This window comes from Streptomyces lydicamycinicus, from assembly GCF_000829715.2.
Classification (GTDB): domain Bacteria; phylum Actinomycetota; class Actinomycetes; order Streptomycetales; family Streptomycetaceae; genus Streptomyces; species Streptomyces lydicamycinicus.
In genome coordinates, this window is the sequence record NZ_BBNO01000005.1 from 512854 (window position 1) to 536716 (window position 23863).

20 protein-coding genes are annotated in these 23863 nt (G+C 71.4%); 6 read left to right on the top strand and 14 right to left on the bottom strand.

The window, feature by feature from the left end:
* Nucleotides 1-86 precede the first annotated feature (86 nt).
* Together TU31_RS19945 and TU31_RS19950 are read right to left on the bottom strand one after the other, a co-directional pair.
* Nucleotides 87-1256 carry a glycosyltransferase gene (locus TU31_RS19945; protein WP_042156429.1) on the bottom strand — a complete coding sequence of 390 codons (1170 nt, stop codon included), beginning with the start codon at nucleotides 1254-1256 and terminating at the stop codon, nucleotides 87-89.
* On the bottom strand, nucleotides 1256-4102 hold the full coding sequence (locus tag TU31_RS19950; RefSeq protein WP_042156431.1) for a bifunctional glycosyltransferase/CDP-glycerol:glycerophosphate glycerophosphotransferase: 2847 nt from the start codon (nucleotides 4100-4102) through the stop codon (nucleotides 1256-1258). The genes TU31_RS19945 and TU31_RS19950 overlap by 1 nt, the downstream gene beginning before the upstream one ends.
* A gap of 653 nt (nucleotides 4103-4755) precedes the next feature.
* Between TU31_RS19950 and TU31_RS19955 the strand changes: the two genes are divergently transcribed.
* Nucleotides 4756-5634 carry a Bax inhibitor-1/YccA family protein gene (locus tag TU31_RS19955; protein ID WP_042156434.1) on the top strand — a complete coding sequence of 293 codons (879 nt, stop codon included), beginning with the start codon at nucleotides 4756-4758 and terminating at the stop codon, nucleotides 5632-5634.
* Between the two features lie 142 nt (nucleotides 5635-5776).
* Here the strand turns inward: TU31_RS19955 and TU31_RS19960 are convergent, their stop codons facing one another.
* A complete protein-coding gene (locus TU31_RS19960) occupies nucleotides 5777-6004 on the bottom strand; it encodes a DUF4287 domain-containing protein (RefSeq protein ID WP_042156435.1) in 228 nt (75 codons plus the stop codon).
* Nucleotides 6005-6102: 98 nt separating this feature from the next.
* On the opposite strand from TU31_RS19960, the gene TU31_RS19965 reads away from it, so the two are divergent.
* On the top strand, nucleotides 6103-6462 hold the full coding sequence (locus TU31_RS19965) for a hypothetical protein (protein WP_042156437.1): 360 nt from the start codon (nucleotides 6103-6105) through the stop codon (nucleotides 6460-6462).
* Nucleotides 6463-6491: 29 nt separating this feature from the next.
* On the opposite strand, the gene TU31_RS19970 is transcribed toward TU31_RS19965, so the two are convergent.
* The 3 genes from TU31_RS19970 to TU31_RS19980 form a co-directional block, all read right to left on the bottom strand.
* Nucleotides 6492-7454 (bottom strand): hypothetical protein, encoded by a 963-nt coding sequence (locus TU31_RS19970; protein WP_042156439.1) that lies wholly within the window; start codon nucleotides 7452-7454, stop codon nucleotides 6492-6494.
* Between the two features lie 721 nt (nucleotides 7455-8175).
* Nucleotides 8176-9396: an acetyl-CoA C-acetyltransferase gene (locus TU31_RS19975; RefSeq protein ID WP_042156441.1), complete on the bottom strand. Its 1221-nt coding sequence runs from the start codon at nucleotides 9394-9396 to the stop codon at nucleotides 8176-8178.
* Between the two features lie 205 nt (nucleotides 9397-9601).
* Nucleotides 9602-10615 carry an SGNH/GDSL hydrolase family protein gene (locus TU31_RS19980; RefSeq protein WP_078885872.1) on the bottom strand — a complete coding sequence of 338 codons (1014 nt, stop codon included), beginning with the start codon at nucleotides 10613-10615 and terminating at the stop codon, nucleotides 9602-9604.
* Between the two features lie 195 nt (nucleotides 10616-10810).
* Between TU31_RS19980 and TU31_RS19985 the strand changes: the two genes are divergently transcribed.
* Complete coding sequence (locus tag TU31_RS19985) at nucleotides 10811-12199, top strand: cystathionine beta-synthase (RefSeq protein ID WP_042156698.1); 1389 nt, start codon at nucleotides 10811-10813, stop codon at nucleotides 12197-12199.
* A gap of 383 nt (nucleotides 12200-12582) precedes the next feature.
* Here TU31_RS19985 and TU31_RS19990 read toward each other — a convergent pair whose 3' ends face one another.
* The 4 genes from TU31_RS19990 to TU31_RS20005 form a co-directional block, all read right to left on the bottom strand.
* Nucleotides 12583-12993, bottom strand: a complete 411-nt coding sequence (locus TU31_RS19990) for a hypothetical protein (RefSeq protein WP_042156444.1) — start codon at nucleotides 12991-12993, stop codon at nucleotides 12583-12585.
* 41 nt (nucleotides 12994-13034) lie between these two features.
* Complete coding sequence (locus TU31_RS19995) at nucleotides 13035-14447, bottom strand: purine-cytosine permease family protein (protein WP_042156446.1); 1413 nt, start codon at nucleotides 14445-14447, stop codon at nucleotides 13035-13037.
* 123 nt (nucleotides 14448-14570) lie between these two features.
* A complete protein-coding gene (locus tag TU31_RS20000; RefSeq protein ID WP_042156448.1) occupies nucleotides 14571-15125 on the bottom strand; it encodes a cysteine dioxygenase in 555 nt (184 codons plus the stop codon).
* A complete protein-coding gene (locus tag TU31_RS20005; protein ID WP_042156450.1) occupies nucleotides 15122-16039 on the bottom strand; it encodes an amidohydrolase family protein in 918 nt (305 codons plus the stop codon). Before TU31_RS20005 ends, TU31_RS20000 begins: the two co-directional genes overlap by 4 nt.
* A gap of 239 nt (nucleotides 16040-16278) precedes the next feature.
* On the opposite strand from TU31_RS20005, the gene TU31_RS20010 reads away from it, so the two are divergent.
* Complete coding sequence (locus TU31_RS20010) at nucleotides 16279-17322, top strand: LacI family DNA-binding transcriptional regulator (RefSeq protein ID WP_042156451.1); 1044 nt, start codon at nucleotides 16279-16281, stop codon at nucleotides 17320-17322.
* 255 nt (nucleotides 17323-17577) lie between these two features.
* Nucleotides 17578-18618: a sigma-70 family RNA polymerase sigma factor gene (locus TU31_RS20015; protein WP_078885873.1), complete on the top strand. Its 1041-nt coding sequence runs from the start codon at nucleotides 17578-17580 to the stop codon at nucleotides 18616-18618.
* On the opposite strand, the gene TU31_RS20020 is transcribed toward TU31_RS20015, so the two are convergent.
* The 4 genes from TU31_RS20020 to TU31_RS20035 are packed head-to-tail and all read right to left on the bottom strand — an operon-like array spanning nucleotide 18596 to nucleotide 22119.
* On the bottom strand, nucleotides 18596-19522 hold the full coding sequence (locus TU31_RS20020; RefSeq protein WP_042156453.1) for an ABC transporter substrate-binding protein: 927 nt from the start codon (nucleotides 19520-19522) through the stop codon (nucleotides 18596-18598). The genes TU31_RS20015 and TU31_RS20020 overlap by 23 nt on opposite strands.
* Before the next feature lie 47 nt (nucleotides 19523-19569).
* Entirely contained in the window at nucleotides 19570-20241 is a 672-nt protein-coding gene (locus TU31_RS20025) for an ABC transporter permease (protein ID WP_042156455.1), read from the bottom strand.
* Nucleotides 20242-20248: 7 nt separating this feature from the next.
* Entirely contained in the window at nucleotides 20249-20926 is a 678-nt protein-coding gene (locus TU31_RS20030) for an ABC transporter permease (RefSeq protein WP_042156458.1), read from the bottom strand.
* Nucleotides 20923-22119: an ABC transporter ATP-binding protein gene (locus TU31_RS20035; RefSeq protein WP_042156460.1), complete on the bottom strand. Its 1197-nt coding sequence runs from the start codon at nucleotides 22117-22119 to the stop codon at nucleotides 20923-20925. Before TU31_RS20035 ends, TU31_RS20030 begins: the two co-directional genes overlap by 4 nt.
* A 185-nt stretch (nucleotides 22120-22304) precedes the next feature.
* On the opposite strand from TU31_RS20035, the gene TU31_RS20040 reads away from it, so the two are divergent.
* Nucleotides 22305-23777, top strand: coding sequence for an aromatic amino acid ammonia-lyase (locus TU31_RS20040; protein ID WP_042156462.1), 1473 nt, complete (start codon nucleotides 22305-22307; stop codon nucleotides 23775-23777).
* Nucleotides 23778-23863 lie beyond the last annotated feature (86 nt).

Consider the following 23863-nt stretch of genomic DNA (forward strand, 5'->3'; position numbering starts at 1 on the left):
CGCGCAGCGGAGCTTAACTGAATTTTCAACGAGAAGGGGCCGCCGGGGAAAGCCGGCGGCCCCTTCTCGCATTGTGAGTTGTCGGCTCAGCGCTCCACGAGCGCGAACAAGCTCTCCCAGCGGCCCACAATCTCCTCCGTGGAGAACCGCTGGATGTTCTCCCGGGCGGCTTCGCCCATCGTGTCCCGGAGCTCCTTGTCGGACATCAGGGCGTCGAGGTGCCGGGCGAATTCGGTGATATTGCCCGGCGGGGCGAGGAAACCGTCCACGCCGTCCGTGATGATCTCGTGGACACCGGGCGCCACATCGAACGCCACACACGGCACGGCCGTCGCCATCGCCTCCATGGGCGCCAGCGGGAAGCCCTCGCCCCGCGAACTGAGCGCGAAGACCGCACTCTCCCGCAGCGCACCGGGCACATCGCCGGTCCGCCCCATCCACTCGACGGTGGCGGCGATCCCCAGCTCCGCGGCCTGCTTGCGCAGCGCCTCCTCTTCCTCCCCGGAGCCGTAGACCCGCAGCGTCCAGTCGGGGTGCTGCGGGGAGACCTTGGCCCAGGCCTCCAACAGCAGGTCCACGCCCTTCTCTTCGTGCAGCCGGCCGATGCTGACCACGCACTTGCCGGAGCGGTCCGAGGGCACCTCGGGGAAGAAGGGCAGCGGGTTCGGCATGAAGCCGACGTTGTCCATCCGCTGCCGGATCCAGCGGTCCGCGTCCTCCCGGGTGAGCGTCAGCATTCGGTCGACGTCCTGGTAAAACCGCTTGACCCGGGCGAAGCGGGAGGACTTGCGGCAGGTGTCGAAGGACTCATGGCTCATCCCGAACACCGTCAGCCCGGCGGTATCGGCCAGCGCGACCCATTCCATGGCCCACACCTGAGTGACGATCACCACCCCGCCGGGCTTCGCCGCCCGGAACAGCGCGCTCAACTTGGCCGCCTGCTCCCGCATTCCGGCTTCCCGGGACGCCCGGCGGCGCTGCTCGACGAGGTTGAGCTTGTCCTTGAGGCCGCGTACCGGGGTCACCGTCGGCGGGTGCTCGGCGTACAGCGTGGTGGTCCGGAACGGCACGTCGGGGGCCAGCTCCTGGACCCGGCCCTCGGGGGGCGGCACCACGCCGACGATGTGCACCCGGTGGCCCCGCTCGCTGAACAGCCGCGCCATCTGGTGCGACCAACTGGTGATGCCACCCAGCTCGTTGACGCTGTTGGACACGAAGAAGATGTCCCGCGGCTCGGATGCGTTCGACTTGGTCATCAACGGCTCCACTGCGCAAAAAACTGATCGACGATGCTCCGGGAGGCGTCGCCCCGGTCGTATTCACCGAACTTGGCGACGAATTCCCTGCGGCTCTTCGCGTATTCCAGCGCCTGCGACTCGAACGACTTGATCGCCTCGTGGAAATCGTCCTCGGTGCGGACCACCGGGCCCGGTGCGTGCTCCAGCAGATCGAAGTAGGTGCCGCGGCCCTCGTGCACATACTCGTCGTAGTCGTAGGTGAAGAACACCAGGGGACGGTCGAGCAGCGCATAGTCGAACATCACTGACGAATAGTCGGTGATCAGACCGTCGGCCAGCTCCAGCAGGGGCGTCACATCATGGCGCGCCGATACGTCGATGACCCGGCCCTGCACGGTCGGTGGCAGCACCACATGATTGAGGTAGTGCGAACGCACCAGGAGGACATAGCGGTCGCCGAACTGATCGGCGAAACGCTCCACGTCGAAGGGCAATTCGAAGCGCCCGTGCCGGCCGCCCGCCTTGCGGAACGTCGGCGCGTAAAGGAGTACGGTCCGGTCCTCGGGAATGCCCAACTCCGCTGCCAGCGGCCCGCGTTCACGCACCCCCCGCTCGGCCTCCCGCTGCCGGGCGTGCACCAGTGCGTCATTGCGCGGGTATCCCACCCGCAGCAGCGTCTTCTCCTGGAGCCGGAAAGCCTTGGCCAGGGTGCGTACATCGTGCTCGGAGCGAACCAGGAAACGGTCGAAGCGGTCCAGCGAACGCTGCTGCTCCTCCTGCTGCCGGCGGGTCTGCGCCTTCAGCGCCGGCTGGTCGAAGCCCATGTTCTTCAGCGCCGAGCCGTGCCAGGTCTGGATGTAGGTGGTCTCCGGGCGCTTGGTGAGCTTGAGCGGATAGCTCTGGTTGTCCACCCAGAACTCGGCCTGCGCCAGCGCCTTGAGATAGGGCAGCGACCAGCGCCGTACGAGCGTGACGCCCTTGGGGAAGTCCTTCGGGGACCCGGCGTACGACCAGATCGCCTCGAACTCCAGGCCCTGCCGGCGCATCTCCTCGTAGAGGGCGCGCGGGCTGTCGCTGTACTGCTTGCCGAGGTGGCTCTCGAAGACCACCGTGCGCTTCTTGATCGGCAGCCGGCAGAACACCTCGTGGTAGGCGCGGAGCTTGTTGTCGCCGGAGGTGACCTTCTGGCGCAGCGCCTTCGCCTTGCGGTAGCCGGTCTTGGCCAGCGTCCCCGGCTTGCCGCGCACCCCGCGGTTGATCAGCTCCTGGACGCGCTCGGCGTTGCGGCCCTCGCTGACCAGGCGGAACGCCAGATGTCCCTTGGCCGAGACATGCGGTTCGAGGTGGTCGGCGACCATCCGCGTCAGCCGCGGCCGCACCGGCAGCGGCTCGGACAGCCCGGTGTCGGCGACGGTGAGCCGGGTCGTGGTGCGTACCCCGTCCACGTCCAGGCGCAGCCGTACGTCCCAGATGGTGTCGACGATGCCGAGCGGGCGCAGCTTCGCGGTGAGGTCCGCGGCGGCCTCCCAGTGGACGGTGTCGCCCTCGTGGCGCAGCTCCCGCACCGGGAAGTGGAAGGACTGGAGGCTGCGCCGCCGGGCGCTGAACTCCAGCCGGCCCTTGAGGCGGGCGCCGGGCGGGATGACGCCGAGCGGATTGGTGATCCGGCCGGCCAGCGAGACCGACTTCCCGGACGCGCTGAAGCGGGTGAGCTGGTTGCGCAGGAAGAGCTGGTTGACCGGCTTCTCGTGGTAGCCGATGTCGGTCACGTCCAGGATCTCGCGCCCGAACGCATCGTCGAAGTGGCCGCCGCACCAGTAGATCCGGCCGTCGTGCTCGCTGAGCGGAGAGGAGAGCTTGTCGCGGTTGATGAGGGTGTCGACCGCCGGGATCAGGTTGTCCCAGTCACCCTGCTGGAGCAGGTAGGCGCAGATGGCCTGTATCGGCTGGACGCGCTCGTACGCCTCGGGGGCGATGCTCGCGAGGTATTCCCGGGAGAGCTCGGAGAATTCCTGGCGATAGGCATCGTCGCGGAACGGCAGATCCCGCAGATGCAGCACCAGATCGTGCTTGAGGAATTTTACGTCCTTGGCGAGCTTCAGCTCGTCCAGTCCGCGTTCCGCCAGCAATGCGTCGATGCGCCGGTGGATCTCCAGCCGGTGCGTGTAGTTGGTCATTTCGTGACGCCGGTTCGTCACCGACTTCACGGCGGCCCGTTCGTATACGTGCCAGAAATAGACCTGATTGGGAATCAATGTGATGCGGCGCGCCGCCAGATATGCATCGGCGATAAACATCAGGTCCTCGTAGAACATCCCCTTGGGGAATCGGAGATTGTTCTCGACAAGGAAGTCCCGGCGATAGCACTTGTTGGTGGAAAGGGTGTCCCAGACGAACAGGTCCGGCAATTCCGTGACGGATTCCAGAGTGCGGGTCGTGGAGTACAGCCAGGCGTACCACTCGTCGCGCTTCTGATTGCGGGTGTCCTTGTGCAGCCGGACGCACAGACCGGAAACAATATCCGAGCCGGATTCCTCGGCGGCCTCCAGCATATTGCGGCACGCATTGATTTCCAGGACGTCATCGCTGTCCAGGAACATGACGTAGCGGCCCTCGGTGTGCTCGATGCCGACGTTCCGCGGCTCGCCTCCGGCACCACTGTTCTCCGGCAGCTGGAAGGCTCTGACCCGTCCGGGGTGATCGGCCGCGAGCCGCTGCGCCACTTCGAAAGAACGGTCGGTGCTGCAATCGTCGACGATCACCACCTCGACGTCCCGGAGCGTTTGGTCCAGCACGGACTGAACCGCGGTCGGCAACCGGTCGGCGTCGTTGTAGACGATGACGACTACTGAGACGTCAGGCACAGGCACCTCAACCCTCTTTCGCTGCTGTTTCCCGCCAGAATAGCCCTATCTGTACCCTCGGATTACAACCGATCGCGCCCATAGCGCTACGGACAGTGAGGCGCGGGTGCATCGAGAAGGGGCACTCCGGGGTCGGATCTTGACCATGCGTCAGCCCTGCGGAACCACCCACCAGGGCAAGCTCCGGCCGGCAGGGAAGACGGCCCCTCCCGCGAATCGGTTGCCTGCCGGGTCCGGTGGCGTCCGTTGCGATCAGACATTTATCGGATTCCGTTCGGCGGCAGCGGGAAGAAGCCCCGGGCGGAGCAGAAGGAAAATCCCAGTTCGAGACCGTCGGCAGCGGACGACGGCAACGGACGGCGACAAGAGGACGACAAGAAGACGACAAGAAGGTGGCAAGGCGGTGGCCGGAGATCGAATACCGGGAATGCCCGGGACCGGGAGGGGTGACGGTGTGACAGCGGTCCGTCGCGGCGACGCGGCGCGGCCCGCATCCTGCTCCGGGCACGTCTGTGGTCTCCCGCACGTCCTCCTCATGGCGGATGTGCCGTCCCGGGTTCGGGGAAAGATCCTGCTCAAGAACTAGCGACGCGCCTTTGCCAAGCCATTACGCTTGCCGTCAAGGCCGCGCAGGGCGGCCATGGAGGAGTGAGATGAGGAGCAGCAACCCGGTCTTCTCGCGACGGGGGTTCAGCCGCGACACCGGCTACGCGGGCTTCAACGCACCGCCGCAGGCCGGGGCCGCCGCGAACCCGTACGCCGGAGCGAACCCCTACGCGCAGGGCGGTAACCCCTACGCGGACCCGACCAACCCGTACGCCCAGGGGCAGCCCGCCACCCAGGCGCCGCCGCAGTACACGCCGCAGACCCGCCCGATGACGATGGACGATGTCGTCGCGCGGACGGGCATGACGCTCGGCACGGTCATCGCGGGCGCCACCGTCGGCTGGATCTTCCTGACCGGGAGCCTCGGCTTCGCGATCGGGGCCGGTCTGGTCGCGATGGTGCTGGCGCTGGTGCAGTCCTTCAAGCGGAAGCCGTCGCCCGCGCTGATCCTGGGCTACGCGGCGCTGGAGGGCCTCTTCCTCGGTGCGCTGAGCGGCTACATCAACGGCCTGCCGAATATGAACGGCGCCCCCATGCAGGCGGTGCTGGGCACGATGGCGGTGTTCGTCGCCATGCTGGTCGCCTACAAGACGCGGATCGTGCGGGTCACCGCCCGCTTCACCCGCTTCGTGCTGATCGCGGCGATGGGCTTCGTCCTGCTGTCGCTGGTCAACGTGCTGTTCATGGCGTTCGGCGGCGGTGAGGGCCTCGGCTTCCGCAGCGGCGGCCTGGGCATCGTCTTCGGCATCGTCGGCGTCGTCCTCGGCGCGCTCTTCCTGGCGCTGGACTTCAAGCAGGTCGAGGACGGCATCGCCTACGGCGCTCCGCGCGAGGAGTCCTGGCTGGCGGCGTTCGGCCTGACGCTGACCCTGGTGTGGATCTACATGGAGATGCTGCGGCTGATCTCGATCCTCCGGGGCGACTGACGCCCCACGACGCCGGCGCCCCGTGCGCCGGCGCAACCGTCGAAGGGCCCGTGGGCGAACTGCCCGCGGGCCCTTCGACGTGCGGAGTGCCGGATGAGGTGAATGTCCTGAGCCGGACCGGCACGGAGCCCGGCAGTGTGGATCAGAACTTGCGCGCGGCGCGCCTGAGATCGTATTCGTGGACGATTGCCTTGGCGTGGCCGTAGGCGAGGTTGTGCTCGCCGCGGAGCCAGCTGACCTTCTCATCGAAGCGGAAGAGGGCGGGGCCCTCGTCAACGGTACGGAGCCAGTCGGAGATTTCCCGGCCGGTGCAGTGCGGGATACGGGAGAGCATGTTCCGGTGGGTCTCTTCGGAGAAGAGCTGAGACATCGGCGCCTCCGGACGCGGTCGATGCTGGTTCTTCAGGCCACCGTGCCTGAGCGTTCGGGCGTTGGCAACCACCCGGGAGTGGCGCATAGGCTCACGACGTGCTTGACGTGACCCCTTTGCAGACCGCCGTGGACGCCCTCGCCGACCGCCTCCGATCGCTTCCCCAGAGCAGGCTCGACCGGGGTGCCGCGGCCGAAGCGCTCGCACTGGCCCGGCAGTTGGCGACCCGGGCGCAGCTGATCGAGCGGCCGGGGGAGCCGCCGTACGAGCTGCCGGACGCCGGGATGTTCGCGGCGGGCGACCAACTGGCGGTGGCCGGGCACGATCTTGTCGAGGCGCTGCGGGCCGCGGCCGCGCACACGGCCGACGGGACGGCGAACTCTGACGCGAAAGTGGCCCCCGCCGACGAACTGGCGGAGGCCCTGCGATGCGTGCGGGCGGTGGCGGACCGCTACTAGACCTCGTCGGCCGGGCCCGCCGTGCCGGGTCAGAGCGAGGCGATGACGCGGTCCGCGAGGATGTAGACGCTCTCCTCGCGGGTCTCGCCCCAGGAGAAGGTCAGCGCGTACGCGCCGGAGATACCGGAGCCGCCCAGCAGTACGGGGGTGCGCCCCGCGTGCAGTGCGTCGGCCACGCGCTCCGCGGTCTCGCGCTGCCCGGGGGTCAGACAGAGCGTGGTGCCGTCGGCGAAGACATAGACGTCCAGGGTGCCCAGCGGGCCGGGGCGGACGTCCGCGAGCGGGGTGGCGTCCTGCGCCAGTTCCTCCAGGCGCGCCACCGTGCGCTCATGATCACTGATCACCGGGGACGGGGAGAAGTCCGGGTGCGAGGGGTGGCGCCGGCGCGCGGCGGCCAGCTCGGCGGACTCGGTCTCCTCGACCGGCTCCAACTCCGGCGCGTCCAGGGCTTCCAGCGCCTCCATGGACTCCAGGTGATCCATCGCCTCCAGGGCGTCCGGGCCCAGCAGCGGCTCCAGACCGGCCAGATCCGCCTGGCGGGGCAGGAACGGCTGGATGTCGAACCGGTCGGACTCCGGGCGCTCGGACGGCTCGCGCTGATCGCGGGGGTCCAGCAGTCCCTCGTCGCCCAGGCCGACGAGTCCGCCGAGCAGGGACGGGGCGTCGGCGGCGTCCCGGGCCTCCTGCGCGGCCCAGAAGGCGCGGGCCTCGGCCAGTTCGCGCTCCCGCTCCTCGGCCAGCGCGTCCGCGACGGCGGCACGTATGTCCGCGAGCGGGGTCTCGGCGGCCGGGACGGTGCGGGCGGCCGGGATGGCCGCGGTGGCCGGATGCGCCGCCGCGGCGCCGGCCGCGGTGTCCTGACGGACGGCGAGGAGTTCGGCGCGCAGCTCGGCGATCTGGTGGCGCAGGGCGCGGGCGGTGTGCAGGGCGGCGGCGCCCAGTGCCACGGCGGTGGCCGCGGCCACCAGCACGACGAGGGTGTTGACGCTCATGCCGAAACCTCGCTTCGCTCGGCCTCGCATTCGCGAGGCGCGCCCCCTTCGTTGGTTCGCTCGCAGGGCTCGCTCACGCCGAAACCTCGCTTCGCTCGGCCTCGCATTCGCGAGGCGCGCCCCCGTAAATGGTTCGCTCGCCGGACTCGCTCACGCCGAAACCTCTCTCCGTTCGGTCCCGCATGGGCGAGACGCGCACCTCTTGACCCGCTCGGGGGCGCTCGCTCATGCTGCGTCCTCCCCACTTCGCTCGGCGGCCCTGTTCCCAGGGGCCGCGCACCGGTACTCGGACTTCCCCCGGCCGTCGGGCCGGGCGACCCCCTTGATGCGCTCGCTCGGGATCACGCCTGGTAGCGGCTCGGTCACCGGCGTACTCCCGTTAGCAGATTGTTCTCCGACTTCCTACATCAGCCTGCCGGTGGTCGGCGACCGCACCTTGTGCCCTATGTCCCGAAATGGAGGGGAGTCAGGGCGCCGTATGGGTCAGCGCACCCCTGCTGACCTGCAAGAACACTGCTCCCCCAGGGCGTTGGTCACAATCCTGGGGGAGATTGGGTCGCGATCTCGTTAACGAGTGGCCCAGATCACGCCGTGTCGCCGCCCGTGTTCATGCGAGCGCGAAGGGTGTGCGCGGGGCGGAAGTTGGTCCGTTTTCCCGCGCACACCCCGTGGAGCGATGGCGCCGCCGCTCGGATCGGCCCGCTCGTGCCCGTGGCCGCGCTCAGCTCAGCCGCTCGATGACCATCGCCATGCCCTGGCCGCCGCCCACGCACATCGTCTCCAGGCCGAACTGCTTGTCGTGCCACTGAAGGGAGTTGATCAGGGTGGTGGTGATGCGGGCGCCGGTCATGCCGAAGGGGTGGCCGACGGCGATCGCGCCGCCGTTGACGTTCAGCCGGTCCAGGTCGATGCCCAAGTCGCGGTAGGACGGGATGACCTGGGCGGCGAACGCCTCGTTGATCTCGACCAGGTCGATGTCGGAGACCGAGAGGCCGGCGCGGCGCAGCGCCTGCTTGCTGGCCTCGACCGGGCCGTAGCCCATGATCTCGGGGGAGAGGCCGGAGACGCCGGTGGAGACGATCCGGGCCAGCGGGGTCAGGCCCAGCTCGCGCGCCTTGGTGTCGGACATGATCACCAGCGCCGCGGCGCCGTCGTTCAGCGGGCAGCAGTTGCCGGCGGTCACCAGGCCGTCGGGGCGGAAGACCGGCTTGAGGCCGGAGACGCCCTCGACGGTCACGCCGGCGCGGGGGCCGTCGTCCTTGGAGACGACCGTGCCGTCGGGAAGCGTCACCGGGGTGATCTCCCGCTCCCAGAACCCGTCGTTGATCGCCTTCTCGGCGAGGTTCTGGGACCGGACGCCGAACTCGTCCATGTCCTGGCGGGTGATGCCCTTGAGGCGGGCGAGGTTCTCCGCGGTCTGGCCCATCGCGATGTACGCGTCCGGGATCAGACCGTCCTCGCGCGGGTCGTGCCAGTCGGCGCCCTCCTGCTCGGCGCGCGCCGCGGTACGGGCCTCGGCGTCGGCGAAGAGCGGGTTGTGGGTGTCCGGCAGGCCGTCGGAGCTGCCCTTGATGCTGCGCGAGACGGTCTCGACGCCGGCCGAGATGAAGGCATCGCCCTCACCGGCCTTGATGGCGTGCAGCGCCATACGGGTCGTCTGGAGGGAGGAGGAGCAGTAGCGGGTGATGGTGCACCCCGGGAGGTGGTCCATCCCCATCTGGACGGCCACGATGCGGCCGAGGTTGTGGCCCTGCTCGCCGCCGGGGAGACCGCAGCCGAGCATCAGGTCGTCGATGTCCCTGGGGTCCAGCTCGGGGACCTTGGCGAGCGCGGTCTCGATGATCTTCGCGGTCAGGTCGTCCGGCCGCAGATCCTTCAGCGAGCCCTTGAAGGCGCGGCCGATCGGGGAGCGGGCGGCTGAGACGATCACGGCTTCGGGCATCACACGGCTCCAGGTGCGCGGGAAAAGGGCGGACTGTGAGGGAAGTTACCTGCACGTACTGCTGAGGTCACGGGGTGCGTGCTGTGATGCGGGCCTCTTTTCTAAGCGGGCGCTTATGGAAACGGGGCGGGGCCGCCGGGTATTCCCGTACGGCCCCGCCCCGTTCCTCCGCGCCCCGCTCACCGCCGCTTTGGCGCCCGCTCCCTCACGGGGTGACGGACGACGGCCCGGTCCGCTCCGCCGTGGGCAGCTGACGGCGCCTGCGGTGCTTGAGCAGCGCCCAGGGGGCACGGGAGGCGGTGACCTCGGTGCCGCCCTCGGAAGCCGCCTCGGCGGCCGCCTGCTCGATCGGCAGCAGGCCCTCGCCCCGGGCGGGCTCGGGGCGCTCCTCCTCCGGCCACAGGCCGAGCGAGGCGCACAGCGTCGGCAGCACGGCCATCGCGGCGGTGGCATAGCCCTCGGCCGACGGGTGGTAGTTGTCCGGCCCGAACAGCTCCCGCGGCCGCGCCTCGAACTCGGGGCCGAGCAGATCGCCGAGGGAGACCGTACGGCCGCCGCTCTCGATCACCCCGATGGTCTGGGCGGCGGCCAGCTGCCGGGAGAGCCGCCGGGCCACCCAGCGCAGCGGCTGGTAGACCGGCTCGACGCTGCCCAGATCAGGGCAGGTGCCGACGACCACCTCGCAGCCCGCCGCGCGCAGTCGGCGCACCGCGTCGGCGAGATGGCGCACGGACTGTGCGGGCGGCATCCGGTGGGTGACGTCATTGGCGCCGATCATGATGACGCAGACGTCCGGGACCTCGGTGCCGACCGCCAGCATCAGCTCGACCTGGCGCTCCAGATCGTCGGACTGCGCGCCGGGCAGCGCCACATTGCGGAAGTCGACCGGCAGCTCGGAGAGCGCGGCCAGACCGGAGGCGAGCAGGGCGCCCGGTGTCTGGGAGGCGCGGTGCACCCCCTGGCCCGCGGCGGTGGAGTCGCCGAGGAAGCCCAGGCGCAGCGGCGGGCGGTCGGTGCGGTGGCTGAAGGCGGCGCCGTAGCGGCCGTCGGCGCACGGCGGGATGTCGCTGGAGCCGCCGACCGTCCGGCGGGCCAGCCGCACTTCGGTCAGCAGCACCCCGACGGCGGCGACGCCGAGCAGCCCGACCCCGCCGCCGCCGAACGCGGCAGCGGTGGCGATCCGCCGGGCCACTCTCGCCCTGGACATCGTCATCGGCATGGGCCGGGCACCTCCCCGTACAGTGCGGGCGCGCCGCGGCCCGGGGCCGGACGCGCTCTTGAAACGGCAAGAACTCCTACAACAGGGTGTTGCCCGTTCCTGCACGGAACGCAACGCGTCCTTCCTCTAACGGACCCGGGCAATAGGCTGGCCGCACCGGCGCAGGAGAGCGTGCCCCCGACCGCGGAGACCACCGTGCAGTTTTACGATTCGATGATTGAGCTCGTCGGCAACACCCCGCTCGTGCGGCTCAACAACGTCACCCGAGGAATCCAGGCCACCGTCCTGGCGAAGGTCGAGTACTTCAACCCCGGCGGGTCGGTCAAGGACCGGATCGCCGTGCGGATGATCGAGGCCGCCGAGCAGTCGGGTGAGCTGAAGCCCGGCGGCACCATCGTCGAGCCCACCTCCGGCAACACCGGTGTGGGCCTGGCGATCGTCGCCCAGCAGAAGGGCTACAAGTGCATCTTCGTCTGCCCGGACAAGGTGTCCACGGACAAGATCAATGTGCTGCGTGCCTACGGTGCGGAGGTGGTGGTCTGCCCGACCGCCGTGGACCCCGAGCACCCGGACTCGTACTACAACGTTTCGGACCGGCTGGTCCGTGAGACGCCGGGCGCCTGGAAGCCCGACCAGTACAGCAACCCGAACAATCCGCGCTCCCACTACGAGACCACCGGTCCCGAGCTGTGGGCGCAGACCGAGGGGCGGATCACCCACTTCGTGGCGGGTGTCGGCACCGGCGGCACGATCAGCGGCACCGGCCGCTATCTCAAGGACGCCAGCGAGGGCCGGGTCAAGGTCATCGGCGCCGACCCGGAGGGCTCGGTCTACAGCGGCGGCTCCGGGCGCCCGTATCTGATCGAGGGTGTCGGCGAGGACTTCTGGCCGACCGCCTACGACCGCACGGTCGCGGACGAGATCGTCGCGGTCTCGGACAAGGACGCCTTCCAGATGACCCGGCGGCTGGCCAAGGAGGAGGGCCTGCTGGTCGGCGGCTCCTGCGGGATGGCCGTGGTGGGCGCGCTGGAGGTCGCCGCGAAGCTCGGCCCGGACGACGTGGTCGTCGTGCTGCTGCCGGACAGCGGCCGCGGCTACCTTTCCAAGATCTTCAACGATGAGTGGATGGCCGACTACGGCTTCCTGGAGGAGGGCGGCGCCGCCGCCCGCGTCGGTGAGGTGCTCCAGCACAAGGAGGGCGCGCTGCCCTCGCTGGTGCACATGCACCCGGAGGAGACCGTCGGCGAGGCGATCGAGGTGCTGCGCGAGTACGGCGTCTCGCAGATGCCGATCGTGAAGCCGGGCGCCGGTCACCCCGATGTGATGGCCGCCGAGGTCGTCGGCTCGGTCGTCGAGCGCGAGCTGCTGGACGCGCTGTTCACCCAGCGCGCCTCGCTGAGCGATCCGCTGGAGAAGCACATGTGCCCGCCGCTGCCGCAGGTCGGCTCGGGTGAGCCGGTCGCCGATCTGATGGCGGTGCTGGAGACGGCGGACGCCGCGATCGTCCTCGTCGAGGGCAAGCCGAAGGGCGTGGTGAGCCGGCAGGACCTGCTGGCCTATCTGGCGCGCGAGGCCGGCAAGTAGCAGCGGGTCCCGGCGGCCGTCCCCCGCGGCGGGCGCCGGGACCCCCGGCCGTGGCTCATCGCACCGCCGGGCATCCCGGCCGCGGACGGTCCCGGGTACCCGTCACGGCGTCAAGTGGCCGTCAGGAAACGGGCCGCAGCCGCAAGGTGTACGTATGCGTCATGTGCTCGCAGCACGCGCTTAACACGCGTCGGGCACATTGAAGGGGTACGGCGATACGGACCTCCGGAGCGGCTCCCGGACCTCCACTCTCGCCGCCCGGACGCGACGGCCGGCCCTGACCCGGACGCGCGTCCTCTGCGGGGACCGCCGTCGTCCCGCCCCCGGCCCCGGCCGGGGTGCGGCGGTCCCCGCAACATCTCCCCGGCCCGCTCCCCGGAGCGTCAGTCCGCGCCGTCGCGACGGTCGGTGCGCGCCCGCGGCGCAGGCCACCGGACCACGCCGTGCACGGCGTTGACGCCGACGATGCCGGCCCAGGTCACCAGCAGGCCCGGCAGTCCGGTGTGCACCGCCGCGACCGTGGACAGCGGGATGGCCAGCACCAGCGAGAAGGCGGCGACCCCGAACCGTTCCCAGAACTCCCGGCCGTGGCCGGCGCTGCGGGGCGGCAGGGTGCCGCGCGCCACCTGGATCTGCTGCTCGGCGAGCTGCCGCCGCACCCGCCGGTCGACGTTCGCGTCCAGCTTCTCCAGGAAGGACTCCAGCAGCTCCGACTCGTACTCCGGGCCCAGCTCCTTGCGCGTCTGGAGGGTCGCGTCGAGTTCTTTCCGCAGATCGGGGTCGTGTGTCGCCATGCTGCCGAGATTACGGGCCGCCGGCGGGCGGCGCCCTGGGGTTAACCCCCCGATCCGGCGGGGGAGGGCTCCTCCTGGTGCGGGCCGGGCGCCACCGTGCGCGCGGTGTCGCGACGGGCGGCGAGCCAGTACAGAACGGCCGGTACGGCGAGTCCGACGAGCCAGGAGATGTCGGCGCCGCCGAGCGGTGCCACCAGCGGGCCGGTGTAGAAGTGCGTGGCCAGGAACGGGAGTTGGGCGAGCACCCCGAGGACATAGACCGTCAGGGCCCGTACGTTCCAGGCACCGTAGCGGCCGGCCGGGTCGCTGAGCGCCGGGATGTCGTAGCGCTCCTTGGAGATCAGGTAGTAGTCGACGAGGTTGATCGCCGACCAGGGCGTGAAGAACGTCAGCAGGAAGAGCAGGAAGTCCTTGAAGGACGTCAGGAAGGAGTCCTTGCCCAGGAGCGCGACGGCGGTGCCGGCCACCATGATCCCGGCGATGTACGCGGAGCGGCCGCGGGGCGACAGGGTGCGCTGTCCGCGGAAGCCGCTGACGCTGGTGACCAGCGACATGAAGCCGCCGTAGGTGTTGAGGACGTTGATGGTGAGCTTGCCGAGGGCGATGACGAAGTAGAGGAACGAGGCGATCAGTCCGGCGCCGCCCAGACCCACGATGTAGCCGACCTCGTGGCCCACGAACGCGGCCGGCGCCGCGGCGGCCGCCAGCGCGCCGAACGTCATCGACCACTGCGAGCCGAGCACCGAACCGGACAGCGTCCACCAGAACGTGGCGCGCGCCGAGGTGTGCCGCGGGAGGTAGCGCGAGTAGTCGGCGACGTACGGGCCGAACGCCAGCTGCCACGAGGCCGAGAGGGAGACGGCGAGAAGGAAGACCGGCAGCCCGAAGCGGTGGTCGGCGAGGAGCGCGCCGAGGTCGGCGCGCTCCACCAGCCGGATGCCGAGGTAGACGAAGGCCAGCGCGCAGACCAGGCCGGCGATCTTGCCGAGGGTGTGGATGAGGCGGTAGCCGACGGCCGCGGCGACGGCGGTGACCGCGGCGAAGAGCACGATCCCCGGGGTCTCGCCGAGGTGGGTCAGCTCGCCGACCGCCTGCCCGGCCAGCACGCTGCCGCTGGCGAAGAAGCCGATGTACATCACGATGACCAGCGCCAGCGGGACCACCGCCCCGCGCACCCCGAACTGCGCCCGGGAGGTGATCATCTGCGGCAGTCCCAGTCGGGGCCCCTGCGCCGAGTGCAGGGCCATCACCGCCCCGCCCAGGAGGTTGCCGAGCAGCAGCCCGATGAGCGACCAGAAGGCGTTCGCCCCGAAGACGACGGCCAGGGCGCCGGTGATGACGGCGGTGATCTGGAGGTTGGCGCCCAGCCAGAGGGTGAACTGGCTGACCGCGCTGCCGTGCCGTTCGTCGTCGGGGACGACGTCGATGGAGCGCTGTTCGACCACACCTGCCATGAATCCGCCTCGGGTCGCCGCCTGTATGGATTCATGCAGGATCGATGCCGATGAATGGAAGGTCAATAGGCGGGATCGAATGCCGCGGTTAATTACTGGTAACGGCGGCTCCGGCCGGCCGGCTCAGGCCGCCGTCGCGTCCATCGGCCGCAGCTCATCGGCGTACGAGACCGACACCCGCCGCATCAGCCCGTCCTCGGTGATGTCGTACTGGCCCAGGCGCCACAGCGGGGGCGAGTAGGCGTGCACCGACACCGCGTCGTCGGTCGCGCCGGTGAGGCGGTGGATGTGGTCCGGCCCGAAACAGAACGAGGAGCCCGCGCCGACCGCGGTGGCCAGATGCTCGCCGCCGATCCGCGGGTTGGACTCGGTCAGGACGCCCTGGACGACATGCACCGCCCCCGAGGAGAGGTCGTGGTCGTGCCAGCCGGTGTCGTTCTGCCGGGTCCAGCACAGCAGCCAGACGTCCACGAACTCGTCGCGGTGCAGCGAGGCGTAGTGCCGCTCGGTGTCGGAGAAGGCCACCTCCTCGCGCCACAGCTCCGGGCGCGCGGCCAGCTCGTCGACCAGGGCCTGGAGCTCGCGTTTGTCGAGGTTGCGCTCGGGCAGTGCGGTGAACGGCTGCTCGCCGTCGGGGACCTCACGGGCGGTGTCGGCCTGGGAGGCGGTGTCCGTCATGGGCGGGCTCCTTTCGTCGGGCCCAGCAGGCGGGCCGGGTTGGCATGGCGCAGGGCGTGGACGGCGGCGTCCGCGCCCAGGTCGGGGAGGACGGGGGCGGCGTACGGGCGGTCGCTGCCGCTGACCACCACGTCGATGCCGACGGCCCGTACGAGGGCGTCCACCGCGCGGGTTCCGTAGGAGGAGGTCTCGTAGAAGGCGCGGCAGTCGACCCGGCCGCGGTCCCGGCCGCCGCCGCGGGCGACCAGCCGCTCCCCGTGCAGCGGCGCCAGGCCGGCCAGCGCGGCGAAGCAGACCCGCAGATCCGGGTGGCGCGGCCGGCCGAAGGCGCGGAAGGCGAACCAGGAGGCGTGCAGCTGCTGGACGTACGGGACCAGGGCGGGCCACCAGGCGGGCGCGGTGGGCTCGGCGGCCGGGGCCGCGCCGGGGTGCACGAACAGCGGTTTGTCCTGCTCGGCGACGACGTCCAGCAGCGGTGCGCAGCGGTCCCAGCCTGCGGCGTCGAGGAGCGCGGTGGCGGGGAGCTGGAGGCCCACGCAGCCGCGCGCCAGCTCGCGCCGCAGCGCCGCGGCGTCCGGCTCGGGTGCGGAGAGGCAGGCCGAGGCCCAGACGCCGAAGGGGGCGGGCAGGTCCAGCGCGCCGTCGTGGAACGCGCTGAGCAGCGGGGCGGCCTCCGTGGGCGGCAGATATTCGATGCCGAGCGGGCTGGAGAGCGAGACCAGGGCGAGGTCCAGGCCGTCGGTGCGGGCGAGCCGGGCGCGGGCCGCGATGTCGTGGTCGGCGGCATCGACGACGTACGGCGGCTCACCGGGCAGATGCAGTGTCCAGCCGTCGAGCCGGGGCGGCGCGGTGCGGGACCGCAGCAGGGCGAGGAACTCGGGCGGCCAGATGTGCTGGTGGACGTCGGTGGCCACGGGCCTCCCTCCGGGACGGCGCGGTCGGACGGACCGTCGGGCGGGCGGACGGCGCACGCGGGACGGCCCGCCGGTCCCACCCCTGAACCGTTTCACTTAACCGATTAACTTACGCGCTTAAGTGAAACGGTTAACAGATTCCGCTGTCAAGGCCGCGCCCGAGCCGCCGGCCCGTGCACCCCACCGGGAAGACCGCATCGGGGCCGGGTGCGGCGCCCTGCTTCGGTAGGCTTCCGGACATGGCCAGGCCCAATAAGCGCACCACCCTCCGTGAGGTGGCCGAGGCCACCGGACTCTCCACCGCCGCCGTCTCCTACGCGCTGCGCGGCAAGCATGTCTCCAAGGAGACCGAGGAGCGGGTGCGCAGGGCCGCCGCCGAGCTCGGCTACGAGGCCGACCCGATCGCCCGCGCGCTCGCCAGCGGCCGTACGAGCACCGTCGGGGTGCTCGCCGGCGACCTTCAGGACCTGTGGCAGCAGCAGCTGATGGCGGCCATAGGGCGCGAGCTGCTGGCCGGTGACCGCTATGCGCTGATCCTCGACGCGGGCGGCGACCCCGAGCGCGAGCTGGCCCTCGCCAAGCAGCTGCGCGACCAGCGGGTGGACGGTCTGCTGGTCTCGCCCGTCGATCCCTCCGCCGAGGGCTGGTCGAAGATCGCCGACGCGGTGCCGGTGGTCTCCATCGGTGACGCGCTGAGCCGGGCCCGTACGGCGGGCGAGGTCCTCTTCGACAACCGGGCGGGCATCGACGCCGTCCTCGACTACCTCCGCGGGCTGGGCCACCGCCGGGTCACCGTACTGACCCCCACCGGCCCCTCCACCCCCGACCGCCCCGCCGACGTCTATGTCCGCGAGGCCGCCGACCGTCTCGGTATCGAGGCCGAAGTCCTGCCCTGCCCCCAGGAGTTGGACGCGGCGACCGCGATGGCCCGCCGCGTGCTGGCCAACAGCCCGGACGGCCGCCGCCCGGCCGGTGCGTTCGCCCCGCCCACCGCCGTCTTCTGCTTCTCCGACTCCATCGCCTACGGCGTCTACGCGGCCGCCGCCGAGGCCTCCCTCACCGTCGGCCGCGACCTCTCCGTCGTCGGCTTCGACGACCACCCCGTCTCCCGGGTCCTCACCCCGCCGCTGACCACCGTCGACTGGGGCCTGGCCGAGATCGCCAAGGAGGCCGCCCGCCTCGCCGTCGCCGCCATCGAGGGCCGCCGCGTCCGCCGCAAGCGCATCCTGTGCGCTCCCCGCCTCTCGGAACGGGGGTCGGCGGCGGAGCCGGGGCGGGGGTGAGAGTGCGGGGCGGGCGCCCGTTCCGCGTCCTGCGGTGACCGGCCGGGCGGACCGCAGCGGCGACGGGCCGGGGTGACGCGTCCCGGCCCTTCTGTGCCCGCCTCCGCGCCCGTTCTCCGGCTGCACGGTGCCGGGCCGGGGCGCAGACTGGTGCCGGACGCTCCGGTACGGTCGGGGCGTGTGTACCGGTGGTCGGCCGACGGGCGGATGGGCGGGTCCTCGATGAAGCGGTCCTCGACGAGTGAAGCCGCGGCGGTGAGCGAAGCCGCGGCGGGCGACGGCGTCGCGGCGGCGGAGGGTGCCGGGCGGGGCGCGCCGCAGGGGGAGCCGGTGGACCGGCTGGAGGCGCACCGTACCGAACTGACCGGCTACTGCTACCGGATGCTGGGGTCGGCGTTCGAGGCCGAGGACGCCGTGCAGGAGACGATGGTGCGGGCCTGGCGGAGCTACGACCGGTTCGAGGGGCGGGCCTCGCTGCGGTCCTGGCTCTACCGGATCGCCACGAATGTCTGCCTGGACCTGCTCAAGGGCAGCCGGCGCCGGGCCCGGCCGATGGATCTCGCCTCCCCGTCGAGCGTGGACAGCCCGATCGGCACCGGGCTGCCCGAGGCGACGTGGATCGGGCCCGTCCCGGACCAGCGGGTGCTGGCGTCCGCCGGGGACCCGGCGGAGACCGCCGTCGCCCGGGAGTCGATCCGGCTCGCCTTCATCTCCGCGCTCCAGCGGCTGGCGCCCCGGCAGCGGGCGGTGCTGATCCTGCGGGAGGTGCTCAGCTGGTCGGCGAGCGAGGTCGCGGAGCTGCTGGGCAGCTCGGTCGCCTCGGTCAACAGCGCGCTGCAGCGGGCCCGTGCGACCCTCGCCGCGTCCGGGGACCACGCCGCCGACGCCGCGCCGCCGCCGTTGGACGACGCCCAGCAGGCGCTGCTGCGGCGCTATGTGGACGCCTTCGAGCGGTTCGACATGGACGCGCTCACCGCCGTGCTGCACGAGGACTCCACGCTGTCCATGCCGCCGTACGCCCTGTGGCTGCACGGCCGCGCCGACATCCTGAAGTGGCTGCGCGGGCCGGGCGAGGGCTGTGCGGGGTCGCATCTGGTGCCGGTCCGGGCGAACGGCCGGCCGGCGTTCGGGCAGTACCGCGCGGACGGTCTGCCCTGGGCGATCCAGGTGATCGAGACGGCGGGCGGCCGGGTCACCGCACTCCAGTCCTTCCTGGACACCGAGCGGCTGTTCCCGCTGTTCGGCCTTCCGCTGCGCTACGGCGGCGACGGGGTCAGCTCAGCTTCCGCTTCTTGAGCCACGCCTCGGCCACCCGGTCCGGGTCCTGCTTCTCCTTGTCGACGAGGCGGTTGAGCTCGGTGAGGTCGGCGGTGGTGAGCGTGTTGCCCAGACGGGCCAGCGCCTTGCGGACCTTCGAGTCGGCCTTACGGGCGGCGATCAGCGGGACGATGTGCTGGGCGGGGATGAGGTGCTTGGGGTCCTGGAGCAGCACCCAGCCGTTCTCCGCGGTGTCGACATCGGTGGTGAAGACATTGGCGATATCGATGTCGCCCTTCTTCAGAGCGCCCTTGACCAGCGGACCGGACGAGTCCAGCGCCTTGAACTCCTTGAATTCCACGCCGTACTGCTCCTTGAGACCGACGAGCCCGACGACCCGCTTCTTCATCTCGGCGGCGGCGCCGAAGACCAGCTTGCCGTTGACCTTGCGCAGATCGGCGAGCGTCCTCAGTCCGTAGTGGTCGGCGGTCTCCCGGGTGACGGCGAAGCTGTCGCGGTCCTCGGCGGCGGCGTACGGGAGGACTTCGAGGCCGTTCGGCAACACGGTGGCCAGCGCGTTCTGCATCGCGCCGGCCTCGGTCTCGGTGGCCTTCTTGTCGAGGTAGAGCAGCAGGCTGCCCTGGTATTCGGGGAGCAGATCGATATCGCCGGAGCGCAGTGCGGGGACCACGATCTCGCGGGAGCCGAGGTTGGGCTTGACGGTGGTCTTGACCCCGGCGGCGTTCAGCACGCCCGCGTAGAGGTAGCCGAGGATCTGGTTCTCGGTGAAGTTGGCGGTGCCGATGGTCAGTCCGCCGCTGCTGCTGCCGCTGTCGCCGCCGACGCCGTCCCCCTTGAGGGACGTGATGCCGGAGGAGCAGGCGGCCAGCAGCGGGGCCGAGGCGCCGGCGAGGAGCGTGGTCAGGACGGTACGACGGTTCATGGGCAGGACTCCTCGGGACGTACGGAGGGGGCGGGGGCGGCGGATGCTCAGCGGGCGGCGGCCGGGCGGCCGCGGAACAGCAGCCGCGTCAGGCCGCCCAGCGCCAGGTCGGCGACGACGGCGAGCACGGCCACCAGGACCGCACCCCCGAGGACCTGCACCAGGTCGCGCTGCGCCAGGCCGTCGAAGACATAGCGGCCCAGCCCGCCGAAGCTGACGTAGGCGGCGATGGTGGCGGTGGCGACGACCTGCACGGTCGCCAGCCGTACACCGGTCATGATCAGCGGGAGCGCGAGCGGGAGTTCGACCTGCCAGAGGACCTGGCGGCCGCGCAGCCCCACGCCCTTGGCGGCGTCCTTGACCTCGGGGTCGACGGCGGCCATGCCCGCGTAGGTATTGGTGATGATCACGGGCACGGCGAGCGCGACCAGCGACACATACACCGGCCAGACACTCAGCCCGCCCGCCAGGAACACCAGGGTGACCAGGCCGACGGTGGGCAGCGCCCGGCCGAAGGAGGAGAGGTTGACGGCGAGGAAGGCGCCGCGGCCGGTGTGCCCGATGAGCAGGCCGACCGGCAGCGCGATCACGGCCGCGGCGAGGGTGGCGAGGAGCGAGTACTCCAGGTGCTCCAGGACGCGGGTGGCGATGCCCTCGGGGCCGGACCACTGGGACGGGCTGGTCAGCCAGGCGGCGAGGTTCTTCAGGAGTTCGAGCATCGGCGCGTCACGCTGCCTTCCGCCACAGAGAGGTGCGCTGCCGGGAGGTGGTGCCGCGCCGCCAGGGGGTGCACAGCCACTGGACGGTCACCAGCAGCGCGTCGGCGACCAGGGCGAGCAGCAGGGTCAGGGCCACACCGGCGATGACCGGGGTGGGGTAGTTGCGCTGGAAGCCGTCGGTGAAGAGCTGACCGAGGCCGCCGTAGCCGATGTAACTGGCCACGCTGACCAGGGAGATCGACATGACGGTGGCGACCCGTACGCCCGCCATGATCACCGGGAGGGCGAGCGGCAGCTCGACGGTGAGCAGGGTGCGCAGCGGCCGGGTCCCCATCGCCCGGGATGCCTCGCGGGCCCTGGCCGGGACCGCGTCCAGACCCTCGACGGTGTTCCGCACCAGCACGACCAGGGTGTACGCGGTCAGACCGACGATCGCGGTGGTGCGGGTCAGACCGGTGACCGGCAGCAGCAGGACGAAGAAGGCCAGGGACGGGATGGTGTAGAGGATGTTGGACGCGCCGAGGATGAAGCCGCGCAGCGGCCGTACCCGGTGCGCGAGGACCGCCAGCGGCAGCGCGATCAGCAGTCCGAGGAGGACCGCGGGGACGGCGGTGGCGAGATGGTCCGCGGTGAGCTCGGCCATCTCGTCGGCGTGGTCGGGGAACCAGCCCCACTCGATGGTCATGCGGACGGCTCCGGGGCGGAGGCGGTCTTGCGGGGTGCGGCGTCCTCGGCGTCCTCGGTGTCCCCGGAGGTGCGCGGCGTTGCGGCCGCCGCCGCCCGGCCCGCCTCCGCGTGGCTGCGGCCGGCCCGTTCGTGGATGGCGTCGCGGGAGGTGAGGCCGGTCAGGACCCCGTCGGCGGTGACCCGGGCGACCGCGGCGGCGGGGGAGGAGACGGCCTCGTTGAGCGCGGAGAGGAGCGAGTCGCTGTCGCGCAGCGGCCGTACGGCCTCCAGGGGGGCCTCGCCGGCCGTGCCGGCGGCGGGCAGCGCGTCGGTGTCCAGCCAGCCCAGCGGTTCGCCGCGCGGGGAGGTCACCAGGCGCCAGCGGTCGCCGTCGCGGGATATCCCGCCGACCGGCTCGTCCGCGCGTATCGCCCCGCCGGGCGCGTACGGCACGTCCGCGAGGTCGGTGAGCGAGAGCAGCTTGAGACCGCGCTCGGCGCCCAGGAAGTCGGCGACGAAGGCATCGGCCGGACGGGCCAGCAGCTCGGCGGGTGCGGCGCACTGGACGAGCCGGCCGCCGGTGCGGAAGACCGCGATCCGGTCGCCCAGCCGGACCGCCTCGTCGATGTCGTGGGTGACGAAGACGACGGTCTTGCGCAGCTCCTCCTGGAGCCGCAGCAGCTCGTTCTGGAGCTGGGTGCGGACGACCGGGTCGACCGCGCCGAACGGCTCGTCCATCAAGAGGACGGGCGGGTCGGCGGCGAGCGCACGGGCCACGCCGACGCGCTGCTGCTGGCCGCCGGAGAGCTGGTGCGGATAGCGCTTGCCGGTGTCGGCGGGCAGGCCGACCAGCTCCAGCAGCTCGGCGGCGCGGGCGCGGGCCTTGCGCCTGCCCCAGCCCAGCAGCAGCGGAACGGTCGCGATGTTGTCCAGGATCGTACGGTGAGGGAAGAGACCGGACTGCTGGATGACGTAGCCGATGCCGCGGCGCAGCTCGGCGGCGTCCGCCTCCAGGATGTCGCGGCCGCCGACGCTGATCGTGCCGGATGTCGGTTCGACCATGCGGTTGACCATTCGCAGGGTGGTCGTCTTGCCGCATCCCGACGAGCCGACGAGGACGGTGACACCGCCCTCGGGCAGGTCCAGGGACAGCTCGTCCACGGCGGTGGTGCCATTCGGGTATCGCTTGCTGACTGCGTCGAACTTGATCATCCGCTGCCCCTTGCCCGGCCTGCATAGCATCATGCAGAGTCTTAGGCACGTGAATAGAAGTCAATAGGCGGGAGTGCATCGCCTGTTACCCCGCCTTTTACTTCGGCTCACCGTACGGAACGAGGTGTCGGACTTCCGTTCATAAAGCGCGTTAAAAGAGGGAGTTGAGCCCCTTGGTTTCCCACATGCTGGACAGCGTCCGACGCATCACGCTCGACGGCAGCACGCTGCGCACCACCGACATCGCCGCCCTCGCCGAGCGCACCGCACACCCCACGGCGCCCGACCCCAAGGCGCTCGCCCGCGCCGGAGAATCCTGGGAAACCGCCCGCCGCCTCGCCGCAACCGGCCGGGTCTACGGGCGCAGCACCGGCGTCGGCGCCAACCGCACCCAGGACGTCGGAGCCGCCGACGCCGACCACGGACTGCGGCTGCTGCGCAGCCACGCCGGTGCGATCGGCGACCCGCTGCCCGCCCGCGAGGTCCGGGCCATGCTCGCGGTACGCGCCAACCAGCTGCTGGCGGGCGGCGCGGGCCTGAACCCCGCCGTCATCACCGCGCTCCTCGACGCCCTGGACACCGGCGCCCACCCCGTCGTCAACGAACACGGCGCCGTCGGCACCGGCGACCTGGCCGCGCTCGCCCAGACCGGCCTCGCCCTGGCCGGCGAACACCCCTGGCAGTGCCCGCCCGGCGGCCGGGCCCCCGCCCCCATCGCCCTCGACAACAACGACGCCCTCGCCCTGATCAGCAGCAACGCCCTCACCCTCGGCCAGTCCGCGCTGGCCCTCGACGAACTGCGCCGGGTGCTGGCCGCCTCGCTCCCGATCGCCGCGCTCTCCCTCCTCGCGGTCGGCGGCTCCTACGAACCCTTCGCCGAGCCGGTCATGCTCGCCCGGCCGCACCCCGGCTCCACGGCCGCCGCCGCCCGGCTGCGCACCCTCTCCGGCATCCCGACCCGCCCCACCGCGCCCCTCGGCCGCATCCAGGACCCGTACGGCTTCCGCTGCCTGCCGCAGATCCACGGCCCGGCGCTGGACGCCGCCGACACTTTGGACGGGGTACTGACCGTCGAGGTGAACGCCGCCGCCGAGAACCCCCTGATCAGCATCGAGGACCAGGCCGCCTACCACCACGGCAACTTCTACGCCGCGCATGCCGCGCTCGCCCTGGACACCTTCCGGCTGGCCGTGCTCCAGACCGCCCGGCTGTCCACCGCCCGGCTCGCCGCGCTCTCCGAACCCGACCTCACCCGGTTGCGGCCGTTCCTGGGTGACGCGGCGCCCGCCAGCTCGGGCGTGATGATCCTCGAATACGCGGCCGGCGCGGCGCTCGGCGAGATGCGCGCGGTCTCCCACCCGGCCTCGCTCGGCCACGCCGTCCTGTCCCGCGGCGTCGAGGAACAGGCCAGTTTCGCCTCCCTCGGCGCCCGCCAGGCCCTGCGTGCCTGCACCTACTACCGCCAGATCCTCGCCTGCGAACTGGTCGCCGCCATCCGCGCCTTGCGCATGCGCTCCCTGGAACCCGACCCGGGCCTGCCCCTCGCCACCGCCTTCTCGCTCGCCGCGAAGGCCCTCGACCCACGGATGGAGGACCGTCCGCTGACTGATGATGTGGCGGTGGCGATCGGGTTGCTGGACGAGATGGCGGGGGTGTGAGGGAGGTGGGCGGTGGGGCCGTGCGGCGGCGGGCGCCGGTGACCGGGGCGGCCCCGTACGGCCGGATGGTGTGGCGTCCCCGGGAC

Coding starts and splice junctions, on each gene's coding strand:
- TU31_RS19945 (WP_042156429.1), bottom strand. CDS start 1,256: ATGACCAAGTCGAACGCATCCGAGCCGCGGGACATCTTCTTCGTGTCC.
- TU31_RS19955 (WP_042156434.1), top strand. CDS start 4,756: ATGAGGAGCAGCAACCCGGTCTTCTCGCGACGGGGGTTCAGCCGCGAC.
- TU31_RS19960 (WP_042156435.1), bottom strand. CDS start 6,004: ATGTCTCAGCTCTTCTCCGAAGAGACCCACCGGAACATGCTCTCCCGT.
- TU31_RS19970 (WP_042156439.1), bottom strand. CDS start 7,454: ATGAGCGTCAACACCCTCGTCGTGCTGGTGGCCGCGGCCACCGCCGTG.
- TU31_RS19975 (WP_042156441.1), bottom strand. CDS start 9,396: ATGCCCGAAGCCGTGATCGTCTCAGCCGCCCGCTCCCCGATCGGCCGC.
- TU31_RS19980 (WP_078885872.1), bottom strand. CDS start 10,615: ATGCCGATGACGATGTCCAGGGCGAGAGTGGCCCGGCGGATCGCCACC.
- TU31_RS19990 (WP_042156444.1), bottom strand. CDS start 12,993: ATGGCGACACACGACCCCGATCTGCGGAAAGAACTCGACGCGACCCTC.
- TU31_RS19995 (WP_042156446.1), bottom strand. CDS start 14,447: ATGGCAGGTGTGGTCGAACAGCGCTCCATCGACGTCGTCCCCGACGAC.
- TU31_RS20000 (WP_042156448.1), bottom strand. CDS start 15,125: ATGACGGACACCGCCTCCCAGGCCGACACCGCCCGTGAGGTCCCCGAC.
- TU31_RS20010 (WP_042156451.1), top strand. CDS start 16,279: ATGGCCAGGCCCAATAAGCGCACCACCCTCCGTGAGGTGGCCGAGGCC.
- TU31_RS20020 (WP_042156453.1), bottom strand. CDS start 19,522: ATGAACCGTCGTACCGTCCTGACCACGCTCCTCGCCGGCGCCTCGGCC.
- TU31_RS20025 (WP_042156455.1), bottom strand. CDS start 20,241: ATGCTCGAACTCCTGAAGAACCTCGCCGCCTGGCTGACCAGCCCGTCC.
- TU31_RS20030 (WP_042156458.1), bottom strand. CDS start 20,926: ATGACCATCGAGTGGGGCTGGTTCCCCGACCACGCCGACGAGATGGCC.
- TU31_RS20035 (WP_042156460.1), bottom strand. CDS start 22,119: ATGATCAAGTTCGACGCAGTCAGCAAGCGATACCCGAATGGCACCACC.
- TU31_RS20040 (WP_042156462.1), top strand. CDS start 22,305: ATGCTGGACAGCGTCCGACGCATCACGCTCGACGGCAGCACGCTGCGC.